The sequence below is a fragment of the Synechococcus sp. 1G10 genome (assembly GCF_002252625.1).
In the GTDB taxonomy this organism is placed as follows: domain Bacteria; phylum Cyanobacteriota; class Cyanobacteriia; order PCC-6307; family Cyanobiaceae; genus Regnicoccus_A.
The window spans coordinates 17,697-27,882 of the sequence record NZ_NQKW01000031.1; the positions used below are offsets into that span (position 1 = coordinate 17,697).

At 67.0% G+C, this 10,186-nt stretch carries 12 protein-coding genes and 1 pseudogene; 8 read left to right on the top strand and 5 right to left on the bottom strand.

Annotated features, from left to right (window positions below; genetic code table 11):
* The first annotated feature begins 39 nt into the window (after positions 1-39).
* The gene (locus tag CJZ82_RS16230; RefSeq protein WP_369820105.1) at positions 40-1,416 is read left to right on the top strand and encodes a Rieske 2Fe-2S domain-containing protein; all 1,377 of its coding nucleotides are present in this window, start codon (positions 40-42) and stop codon (positions 1,414-1,416) included.
* Positions 1,417-1,424: 8 nt separating this feature from the next.
* Here the strand turns inward: CJZ82_RS16230 and CJZ82_RS16235 are convergent, their stop codons facing one another.
* Together CJZ82_RS16235 and CJZ82_RS16240 are read right to left on the bottom strand one after the other, a co-directional pair.
* A complete protein-coding gene (locus CJZ82_RS16235) occupies positions 1,425-2,729 on the bottom strand; it encodes a Y-family DNA polymerase (protein ID WP_094556790.1) in 1,305 nt (434 codons plus the stop codon).
* An 8-nt stretch (positions 2,730-2,737) separates the two neighbouring features.
* Entirely contained in the window at positions 2,738-3,181 is a 444-nt protein-coding gene (locus tag CJZ82_RS16240) for a translesion error-prone DNA polymerase V autoproteolytic subunit (RefSeq protein ID WP_198949820.1), read from the bottom strand.
* Positions 3,182-3,809: 628 nt separating this feature from the next.
* Here CJZ82_RS16240 and CJZ82_RS16245 point away from each other — a divergent pair.
* The 3 genes from CJZ82_RS16245 to CJZ82_RS16255 are packed head-to-tail and all read left to right on the top strand — an operon-like array spanning position 3,810 to position 6,074.
* Complete coding sequence (locus tag CJZ82_RS16245) at positions 3,810-4,505, top strand: class I SAM-dependent methyltransferase (protein WP_094556791.1); 696 nt, start codon at positions 3,810-3,812, stop codon at positions 4,503-4,505.
* Between the two features lie 23 nt (positions 4,506-4,528).
* On the top strand, positions 4,529-4,768 hold the full coding sequence (locus CJZ82_RS16250) for a hypothetical protein (protein ID WP_094556792.1): 240 nt from the start codon (positions 4,529-4,531) through the stop codon (positions 4,766-4,768).
* A gap of 55 nt (positions 4,769-4,823) precedes the next feature.
* The gene (locus CJZ82_RS16255) at positions 4,824-6,074 is read left to right on the top strand and encodes an NAD(P)-binding protein (RefSeq protein ID WP_233130331.1); all 1,251 of its coding nucleotides are present in this window, start codon (positions 4,824-4,826) and stop codon (positions 6,072-6,074) included.
* Here CJZ82_RS16255 and CJZ82_RS16260 read toward each other — a convergent pair.
* Both CJZ82_RS16260 and CJZ82_RS16265 read right to left on the bottom strand, forming a co-directional pair.
* Positions 6,056-6,436, bottom strand: coding sequence for a hypothetical protein (locus CJZ82_RS16260; RefSeq protein ID WP_158218613.1), 381 nt, complete (start codon positions 6,434-6,436; stop codon positions 6,056-6,058). The genes CJZ82_RS16255 and CJZ82_RS16260 overlap by 19 nt on opposite strands.
* Before the next feature lie 71 nt (positions 6,437-6,507).
* Positions 6,508-7,074, bottom strand: a complete 567-nt coding sequence (locus CJZ82_RS16265; RefSeq protein WP_094556794.1) for a pyridoxamine 5'-phosphate oxidase family protein — start codon at positions 7,072-7,074, stop codon at positions 6,508-6,510.
* 40 nt (positions 7,075-7,114) lie between these two features.
* Here CJZ82_RS16265 and CJZ82_RS16270 point away from each other — a divergent pair, with 40 nt between their 5' ends.
* Together CJZ82_RS16270 and CJZ82_RS16275 are read left to right on the top strand one after the other, a co-directional pair.
* Positions 7,115-7,789 carry a hypothetical protein gene (locus tag CJZ82_RS16270; RefSeq protein WP_143593726.1) on the top strand — a complete coding sequence of 225 codons (675 nt, stop codon included), beginning with the start codon at positions 7,115-7,117 and terminating at the stop codon, positions 7,787-7,789.
* An 88-nt stretch (positions 7,790-7,877) separates the two neighbouring features.
* A complete protein-coding gene (locus CJZ82_RS16275; RefSeq protein ID WP_094556796.1) occupies positions 7,878-8,597 on the top strand; it encodes a DUF305 domain-containing protein in 720 nt (239 codons plus the stop codon).
* A gap of 116 nt (positions 8,598-8,713) precedes the next feature.
* Here the strand turns inward: CJZ82_RS16275 and CJZ82_RS16280 are convergent, their stop codons facing one another.
* Positions 8,714-8,944, bottom strand: coding sequence for a DUF3721 domain-containing protein (locus CJZ82_RS16280; protein ID WP_094556797.1), 231 nt, complete (start codon positions 8,942-8,944; stop codon positions 8,714-8,716).
* A gap of 59 nt (positions 8,945-9,003) precedes the next feature.
* Here CJZ82_RS16280 and CJZ82_RS16285 point away from each other — a divergent pair, with 59 nt between their 5' ends.
* Together CJZ82_RS16285 and CJZ82_RS16290 are read left to right on the top strand one after the other, a co-directional pair.
* Positions 9,004-9,432, top strand: coding sequence for a heavy metal-responsive transcriptional regulator (locus CJZ82_RS16285; RefSeq protein WP_369820107.1), 429 nt, complete (start codon positions 9,004-9,006; stop codon positions 9,430-9,432).
* 317 nt (positions 9,433-9,749) lie between these two features.
* Positions 9,750-10,186, top strand: a pseudogene (locus CJZ82_RS16290) (photosystem II q(b) protein); the annotation flags it as partial.

A 10,186-nucleotide genomic window follows, 5' to 3' on the forward strand; every position in this document is an offset into this window, starting at 1 on the left:
CCGGGCCTGCCACGATTCAACCTGCATGCATGTCTTGCTGTGAGCAGCGCCAGCGCCGAACTTCTCCCCACGGCTTCCGCTCAGCAGAGCCTGGCCTGGCGCAACGCCTGGTATCCGGTGGCCTTTCTGCGCGATCTGGATCCGGACAGGCCAACTGGGTTCACCCTCCTTGGCGACGACCTGGTGCTCTGGTTTGACCGCAAAGGCACGGAGGGCGCTGAAGCGGCTGGCGGGCAGTGGCGCGCCTTCGCTGATGTCTGCCCCCACCGCCTGGTGCCGCTCTCCGAGGGGCGACTGAATGCCGCCGGTGAGCTGGAATGCCCATACCACGGCTGGAGCTTCGACGGCCAGGGCCGCTGCACCGCCATTCCCCAGGCCAGTGGCGGCAGCCAGCCAAGTGACCGGCGCAGCTCCTGCCGCGCCTACACCACCGCCACCGGCCAGGACATGCTCTTCGTGTTTGCCGGAGCATCTGAAGTGGCCGCCGCGGTGCCCCTGCCCCTTGTTCCCGTCCTGGAGGACAAGCAGGCCGGCTGGCTGGTGCAGGACACCTTCCGCGACCTCCCCTACGACGCCCTCACCTTGCTGGAGAACGTGCTCGATGTGAGCCACGTGCCCTTCACCCATCACGCCACGGTGGGGCGCCGCGAGACGGCCGGCCCGGTGGACCTGCGGCTGGAGCAGGCCGGCCCCGAGGGATTCAGCGGCGTCTGGGAGGAGGGCCCGCGCCGGGGCAAGCTCGGCAGCCAGTTCACCACCTTTCTGGCTCCGGGCCTGATGTGGCACGACCTCACGGCCCGTGGTTTCGCACGCATCCTCACCGTTGTGTACGCCACACCGACCCGGCCGGGGGAGTGCCGGTTGTTTGCCCGCTTCCCGTTCCAGTTCGAGTCCCCCTGGCCTGGCCGGCTGCTGCGCCTGCGCCCCCAGTGGCTCCAGCACATCAGTAATCACACCGTGCTGGAAGACGATCAGATCTTCCTGCACTGGCAGGAGCGGGTGCTGGAGGCCCGCGGCGGCAGTGCGGGCCTCAGCCGCGCCTGCCACCTGGCCACCGGCGCCGATACCTACGTCAAGGCTCTGCGCGACTGGGTGGTGAGTGGGGCGGGCGAGCCGTTCCCGAACCAGGCTCTGCCGGCGCGACTGGGTCGCAGCGCGCTGATGGAGCGCTACGAGAGCCACACCCGCCACTGCCGCAGCTGCTCCGGCGCCCTGCGCCAGATCCGGCGCTGGCGGCCGCTACTGGCCCCCCTGGCCTGGCTGGCCCTGCTGGCGATCGCCTGGTTCCACACCCTGCCGGTGTTGATTCCCGCGGCCCTGGTGGCGGTGACCGCGGGCGTCGCGGCCTGGAAGCTTGGGCAGTGGGAGCGCTTGCTGCTGATGGGCAGCGACCAGCCCCCCCGCAACCGGCGCTGAACGGTGCCTCAGCCGCTGTGCACCACGGGAATGTCGCTCAGGCGGGTGGTGGCGGCCCGCGACAGACACTGGCGCTTCATCGCCCAGGCCGGCTGGAGGCCGCAGGCGGCCCACTGCACCGTGCCGCGTCCGTAGCGGCGGTTGAGGCCGTCGATGGTGGCCATCAGCTCCTCCCGGCGCCGTTGCTGCTGCGGCGACAGCGACACCAGCAGATGGTGCTGCAGCTGCTCCAGCGGCTGCAGATTCTGCAGCAGCACACCGGCTTTCTGCAGGGGCTTGTGGGGTCTGAACAGGCGTTCGGCCAGGGGCAGGGCGGCAGCCAGCAACACGGCGGTGTCGTTGCTGGCCAGCGGCAGCGACACGGTGGCGGCATTGGCATAGAAGCGGGTGCCGTTGAAGGGACTGCTGCGCACGAACACGGTGATGGCACCGGCGCGCTGGTGCTGGCGACGCAGCTTCTCGGCGGCGCGGCTGAGATAGGTGGCGATCGCCTCGCGCAGCGGGCCCAGCTCGCGGATCGGTTCGCTGAAGCTGCGGCTCACGCAGGTTTCCTGCTTGGCGGGCGGGACCGCCACCAGGGGCAGGCAGCTGTGGCCCCGCAGCTCCTGCTGCAGGCGCAGCCCCACCACACCGGCTTTGCTGCGCAGCTCACCGCTGGCCAGCTCGCGCAGCTGGAGCGCGTTGGCCACGCCGCGCAGGCGGCACCAGCGCGCGAGCTTGCGGCCGATGCCCCAGACGTCCTCGATCGCCACGGCCTCCAGCCAGGGGTCGGGATCGGCCAGCGCCCCCAGATCGAAAACACCGCCGTGGGCCGGATCGGCCTTGGCCAGCTTGTTGGCCAGCTTGGCGAGCACCTTGGAGGGGGCGATCCCCACCGCCACCGGCAGCCCCAGGTGGCGCCGCACCTGCTGGCGCAGGGCGCGGCCCCAGGCGCTGAGATCAGCAGCGCCACCACCAGAGCCAGCCTGCGGCGACGGACGCTGCAGCCGGCCGAAGGCCTCATCGATCGAATAGATCTCCAGCTCCTCCACCCAGGGCTCAAGCGTGAGCATCAACCGCTGGCTCATGTCGGCGTAGAGGGCGTAGTTGGAGCTGCGCACCACCACGCCGAGGCGCTCCAGCTCGCGCCGCACCTGGAAGTAGGGCTGGCCCATGGGGATGCCCAGGGCGCGGGCCTCGGCGCTGCGGGCCACGATGCAGCCGTCGTTGTTGGAGAGCACCACCAGCGGCCGGCCGATCAGCGAGGGATCGAGAGCCGCCTCGCAGGAGGCGTAGAAGTTGTTGCCGTCGATCAACACGGTGGCCCAGGCCATCGGCGCCCTCAGAGCGGGTGGATCACGTGAATGGCCACCCCCCAGAGGCGGGTGTCGTCGGCATCGCTCAGCTCCAGGGGCGGATAGGCGGGATGGGCGGCCTCCAGCCGCAGCCGCCCCTGGTGCCGCACCAGGCGCTTGAGCGTGAAGGCCCCCTCAACCGCAGCCACCACCACCCGGCCGTGGCGAGGCTCGACGCTGCGATCGACGATCAGCAGGTCGCCGTGGTGGATGCCGGCGCCGATCATGGAATCACCGCTGACGCGCAGGAAGAAGGTGCTGCTGGGGCGTGCAATCAGCTGCTCATTGAGGTCGATGCCGGTCTCGACGTAGTCGTCGGCGGGGCTGGGGAAGCCGGCCGCCACACTCTCGCCGGCCAGGGGCAGCAGCAGGGCCCGGCGGCGCTCCCGCAGCGGCAGGGCCGTGAACGGTTCGCTGAACCCGCCGGCGATGACGGCCGACTGGGTAGCTGGATGAGTGACTGGTTCGGTGGTCACGGGCAGTCGCTCAGGGATCGCCAGGGTAGTGCATCTGTACTAGTCACCGTTTCATGGCGACTGCTTCATGACGGCAGATGTCCCGACGTGACGAGCGGTGTCGTCTGGGGGGCTGTGCCTTGTGCCGGCCGGCCGGCGGGGGGAGAGTGACAGCAACGGGATTCGGAGGCTCCAAGCGATGGACGACACCCCCCCTGAGCAGCATCCAGGAGCTCGCTGACGATCCGGACCCTGCTCCAACACTCTCATCGGATCACTGGTTTCCCCGGCGGTTTCAGCCGCCTTGTCCTTGCGCCGTCTCAGGTGCCCCGGACTCTCTGGGAAGCCCCACTTGAACCCTGGCCCCAGGTGCCAGCGTCAGCGGCTCCGCCCTTGAGCAACCATCCAATCGATCCCAGTGCTGAACAACCGCATCACCGACGGACACACAACTGAATACGCGCAACGGCATGGTCTCCATGCCCAACCGACGATCTGATCGATCGTGGAGCGGTTTCCGCTCCACAGACAAGCGCCCGGTGGCCCCGCCACCGGGCTTTGTTGTGGCCAGCATGGGGCGATCGATGACGTTGGAGAGCGAGCCATGGTGGTGCAGGTGCTGAGCGAGGCGGAGCGCGTCAAGCTCGACGGCTCGGATGACGCCGCCTTCTACGCCGAGCCCCGCTTCGTGCAGCACCTCGACGGCGCCTTTCGCAACCGGCTGACGGCGCTCTACCGCGAGCGGATTCCACCCTGCGCGGTGGTGCTGGATCTGATGAGCAGCTGGGTTAGCCATCTCCCCGAGGAGGTCCGCTATGAGCGGGTGATCGGCCATGGCCTCAATGCCCGGGAGATGGAGGCGAATCCACGCCTGGATCAGCACTGGTTGCAGAACCTGAACCGCGACCAGCGCCTGCCCCTGGAGGACAGCAGTGTGGATGCGGTACTGATCGTGGCGGGGTGGCAGTACCTGCAGCAACCGGAAGCGATCGCGGCCGAGCTGCTGCGGATCCTGCGGCCCCAGGGGCAGCTGATCGTGGCCTTCTCCAACCGGATGTTCATGCAGAAAGCGCCCCAGATCTGGACCGACGGCGGCGACCGGGATCACCTGGAGTATGTGGTGCGGGTACTTGTGGCCCAGGGCTGGCCGATGCCGGAACTGGTCGCCGAGTCGACTCGGGCAGAGGGGCCGCTGGGCTGGCTGGGGGGCCATGGAGATCCTTTCTTCGCGGTGATTGCCCAGAAGCCGGGACCGGGCCACCGCACCGAGCCAACCACGGTTAACAGTTCTTCACACTAAGCTGATTGGAAAGCCGGAACCCCATGACCACCTTTGTCAACGTGATCGGCCCACTGCTTTACATGGGCTGCTTCGCCGTGATCCTGGGTGGCGCCTTCGCGCTGATGACCCAGAACCTGCGCAGCAGCGAGCGAGTCGCCACGCCACGCCGCCGCCACCCCGAAGCTCCCAGTCCTGGTGAAGAGGTGATGGTGGTGGACCTCAGCCGTGAGCGGCTCGAGCAGCTCTACCAGCAGGCCTCCTCGGCCGGCCAGGGGGTCTGAGCCGGATCTGACCAGAACCCCGGATCTGACCAGAACGAACCATGGTCTGAGCCTGTTGGAGTGGAAGCGAGAAATCCAGATTGATCCAGCTGCCCAGTCCCTGGCGGTGATCGGTGCAGGAGTAGCAGGTTGCGCTATGGCGGCCCGGCTGCGGCGGCTGGGCTGGCGGGGTCCGATCAGCCTCTGGGAATCCGGCCGGGGGGCTGGGGGACGTGCCAGCACCCGCCGCTCACGCCACAACCATTTATTGCGCTTCGATCACGGAGCACCACTGCTCTCGATCAGCGCCGGTCCTGCGCCAACACTGTTAGCTCCGCTGCTTGAAGCTGGCTGGATCGAGCCTTGGCCTGGTGCATTGGCACAACTCGACGGAGAGGGTCAGCTCAGCGCCGGTACCACCGATCCGCTCACGCAGGGAGATCTGTACCGAGGCAGGGGCGGCATGGATCAACTCTGCCGGGGGTTGCTGGAGCTAGGCGGCGACGGCCTTGTTCTGAACAGCAGTCAGCTGGTGAGGCATCTGGCCCGAAGTAGGAGTGGTGGCTGGGATCTGCTCGATCAAGACCATCGCCGGCTGGGCGGCGCCGACTGGCTGGTGCTGAGCGGCACCCTGCTGGTGCATCCCCGCTGCCAGGAGCTGCTGGGCTGGCCTGAGCCACCCCTGCAGCCGTTGGTCAGGACGCTGGGGGATCCACAGCTCGAGCGGGCCGCCGCCGCCATCGCCGCCATCGACACCAGTCCACGCTGCGCCCTGCTGCTCCTGATCCAACCTCCAGCGGCTGAGGCCTGGCGGCGGCTTCCCTTTCGCCTGCTGAGCTTCGATGAGGCAGCCCAGAGGCGCTGGGGGCTCTCGCGACTCTCGATTCAGCCCCTGGACGCTGGATGCTGCGCAGTTGTGGCCCACTCCACGGCTGACGTCGCCATGCTTCACGCCGGGGTGATCGGATCGCGCTCATCGGTGGCCAGCCTGGCCGGGGTCACCCCGACACCGCAGCGGGAGCAGGCACTGATCCACACCCTGGCATCAGCCCTCTCGGCAGTGGTCAAGCCCTGGATCACTTCAGTGGAGCTGGCGGAAGCTGATCCTCAGTTGATGCGCTGGGGGGCGGCTTTCCCCCAGCCGCCGGGTCTGTCCAGCGAGCTGATGCTCTGCCCACAGAGCCGGATCGGCTTCTGTGGTGATTTCACCAGCGGCCCTGGTTTCGGCCGGATCGAGGGTGCCCTGCGCAGCGGCGAAGAGCTGGCGGAGCAATGGCTGGCGGCGATGGTGCCCACGCCAGTGCCGGCTCAGGGACAGCCGGCCTGATCACTGCGCACAAGCAAGCCGTCGGCCTGCTTGGCCAGGTCCGCACCAGCGGCGGTGTAGAAGGCCAGTTGACGCCGATTGCGATAGAGAGGCGCACGTGTGGCCTGCAGTTCAGCTTCGGCGCGATGGCGGCAGCTGATCAGCGCATCGAAGTCGATCGTCTCCGCCGCTGACTGGTCCGGCTGGGCCTCGTCCGCCTGCAGGCTGATGGTGGGGCAAAGCCGCTGGCGCACGGCTTTGAGCAGGCGAATTTCCTGCTGCAACGCCTGATCGGCAAGAACCCGGTAACGCTCCTGCAGAGTCGTGCAGGTCAGGGCCTGCTGGGCCATGGCCGCGGGACTCAGCAGCCAGCTGGCGGCCATCAGAGCAAGGAGTCTGCTCAGCACCGCATCAGCCTCAGGCCCTGCCTGTGAAGTGTATGGGGCCTGGGATTTCAGGGATTCAGGGCTTCCTCCTGCCAGGCGGTCACCGAACGCCAGCGGCGGCGGCGGTGGGGATGGCCGCCAAGTTCCAGCAGTTCCACCTGGTCGATGGCGAAGCGCAGCAGCAGGAAACTGTCCGGAATCGGGGTGCCGTCCGCCAGCTCTGTTGGAAAGGCTGCGCCCTCCTCCAGTGGCGCCCCAGGATCAGGCCAGCCCCACAGGGCCCGCGCGGCGGGGTTGAGCGACTGCCAATGCCGTTGACGTTCCTGCTCCTCCAGAGTCGAGGGAAGGGGAAGGAGCTGGCCGCGCAGAAGGAACTGGGCTCGGGCCTTGCTGAGCAGCCAACACATCTCCACAGCTGGTTGTCGGCTCAGTTCATGGGCCTTGGCGCTGCGCCGATCGCTGAGCAGATCGAGCACAGCGGCATCGGCCCAGCCGCGGAACACCACGGTGCGCACCCGCGGGCTGCCATCGGCTGCCGTGGTGGCCAGCTGCAGCCAGCGGGACGTCGGGGATCGGCCTTCCCGCTCGCGAGCCGCACGCAGCAGCGGCCGCCAGGGCGGCAGGGCTGTATCCATCGCGGTCGTTCAAGGCTGCCATCCTGGCGAGGGGAGAGCAATGGCGCGCTCTCTGAGCGACTCGCCCATGAACCTGCAACGAACCACTCGTGACCTGGGTGCTCTGATGCTCGCGGCTGTCATGGCCAGCGCGCTCGCTCAAGGCCTGCGACCAGGCCCCGTCTGGAGTCAGACCATCGAATCCCGTCCCGCCGCTGCCGCCTCCCAGGGGCTTTCGCTCAGTTTTGGAGGTCAGCGGTACTGGCACCGCTTCTCCGCCGGCGGGCAGCATGAATTCACCCCTGGAGATCAGAGCGACCTGACCACCTGGCGCGACATGGTGACCCTCAACGTGCACGAGAACGTGCGCAACGACGACCAGCTGGCGGGCCTGGCCAATGGGGTGCTCGCCAATTACAGCCGGGCGGGCAGGATCATCCGCACGGCCTCGCGGCCCAGAGAGGCCGCCCGTCCGGCGCAGCACCTGATCGTGGCTCTGCTGGCAGCACCTGGCCTGGCGGAAGCGGCGGCAGCCCGGGTGCTGCTGGTGGATGGCGTGGGGGTCGTGGTGGTGCGCTCCCATCGCGCCTACGGAACCCAGGCAACCGCCTCCGTGGGCGCTTGGCTCAGCGCCAATGGACCAGCACTTGAAACCAGCCTGATGTCCTGGAGCGTCAAGCCCTCCCCGGCCGAGCTGCGCCCCCTCGAAAAGAGGGTCAAGCCCCCGATGTTCTGAACCTGGCTGGATCACGGGCGTAAGCAGCGAGGCCTTGACTCTCCAGTGGACAGGAGACCATACGGTTGGCGAGTTCCGCCTTGCAGCGATGCGCCACTCCTGGTTTCCAGCCCTCCTGATCAGCCTCGGCGCGCTGTCCATGGCGGCCCCTGCTGCCCGGGCGCAGATGGATCCCGCCATGGATCACCGGCATCACAACCAATCGATGCCGACGGCCGATCCCACGGCGGCACCTGTGGACCATGGAGCGCATGCCCATGACGTGGGCCCCGCCGGTGCCACCTATGACCTGCGCTTCATCGACGGCATGGTGCAGCACCACACCGGCGCCCTGCGCATGAGCGAGTTGATCTTTGACATCGGAGAGCCCGGTGTGGGGTCGCTTGGCAAATCGATCTGGCGCGATCAGGCCAATGAGATCCGGGCGATGGGCCTATGGCGCAAAGCCTGGTATCCCCAGGCGCCGAGCTTTCCGGTGGCGCTGGCGCCCGGAGGAGATCCCAACAGTCTTTCTGGCCTCACTCGCATGAGTCAGGCTCAGATCGAGGGGATGCGCATGATGGGCTCTGTGCCCACCAAGGAGAACCGGGTGGTGTGGTTCCTCGAGGGCATGCTCGAGCACCACGGCGGCGCGCTGATGATGGCCCAGGACGCCTTGGCCAAGAGCACCAACACCACTATCCGCCGCTTCGCCAGGGACGTGATCCTGGCTCAGAGAGCGGAGATCATCGAGCTGCGCCGCATGCTGGCGGTAGAGGGATTGCGCAAGCCTGAATATCACAAGTTCGACGCCCTGTTCCGGCTCTGAACCTCACCGATCAACAAGCCCAGTCCCGATCCAGCCACCACCAGGGCGAGCAATAGGAACCTCGTCAGGGCCCCAGGCAGTGGCTGTGCTGGGCTGGGCTGGTGAGCTGGGTCAGCTCATTTCGACTTCGAGATCGCCTTCTGATAGGCGGCGAAGGAGCTGCAGGGCATCCACTCTTTACCCATCACAAATGAGCCGCTGCAGGCGAGCTGCTTGGCCCGTTGTTCAGCTGCTGCCTTGGTGGGGAACATGTCGTTGGCCTGGGCGCGGGAGGCCAACTGGGCCACGATCATCTGCGTAGCGACCAGGCCCGCCGTGAGGAGCGGGAGCAGACCGAATCGCAACATGGCAGGAGATTGGCAGAAGTAAATCGAGCTTAGAGTCTCCTGACGAGTGGAGAGTCAAGTTGTTGGAAGTTGCCCTGCGCCAGCAGCCTTGCGCCGGCATGAAGATCGGCGCTCTGGCCGCCCGCAGTGGTGTTCCGGTCAAGACCCTGCGGTACTACGAAGAACTGGGACTTCTGCCTGCGATTGGTCGCAGCGAGGGTGGTTACCGCCTGTTTGAAGAGGACAGCATTCCCAGGCTGGAGTTCATCCGCCGGCTCAAGGCTCTCGGGCTCTCACTGGAAGAGATCCAGAGCTGCCTGGCGGTTCACGATGCCGGTGAGCTGCCCTGCCACGAAATCCAGGTGATGCTCCACAATCAGATCGAGCGCATTGATGCCCGGATGAAGGAGCTGCGCCAGTTACGAGGCGAGTTGCAGGGGTTACTCGCCGACTGGCAGAACGATCCCACCAAGCAGGGTGGGGTGATCTGCCCCAATCTCAAGGTCTGAATCAACTCCAGCTCCAGACCTCTGCTGCTGCGGGGCTGGGTCCGCCGGCTCTGCCTGAGCAGGCAAGCCGTGCCGTGCTGCTCTGGATCGGCTTTGACGAGACGATCGGCGCGCAGCAGAGCCCACACAGGGTCAGCGTGCGCCTGGCCTGCATCGATGCCCCGAGAGCGAAGCCTCCAGGGCCGGTGGGAGCGTTACAAAACTCAAAGGGATGCTATGTTTGGAAAGACAGACAACCGGTTCTTCTGCCTGCCAGGTCTTTGACACGGCTTCTGTCCTACCTACCCGCTCCTTCCGGGGCACACACGCACGCTCTCATGACCACCACCCTTCAGCAGCGCCAAGGCGCGTCTGCCTGGAGCCAGTTCTGCGAGTGGGTCACCTCCACCAACAACCGCCTCTATGTGGGCTGGTTCGGTGTGCTGATGATCCCCACCCTGCTGGCTGCCACGATCTGCTTCATCGTGGCCTTCATCGCTGCTCCTCCCGTCGACATCGACGGCATCCGTGAGCCCGTTGCCGGCTCGCTGCTTTACGGCAACAACATCATCTCCGGCGCCGTTGTTCCTTCCAGCAACGCCATCGGCCTGCACTTCTACCCGATCTGGGAAGCCGCCAGCCTCGACGAGTGGCTGTACAACGGCGGGCCCTACCAGTTGGTGGTCTTCCACTTCCTGATCGGCGTCTTCTGCTACATGGGCCGCGAGTGGGAACTTTCCTACCGCCTCGGCATGCGCCCCTGGATCTGCGTGGC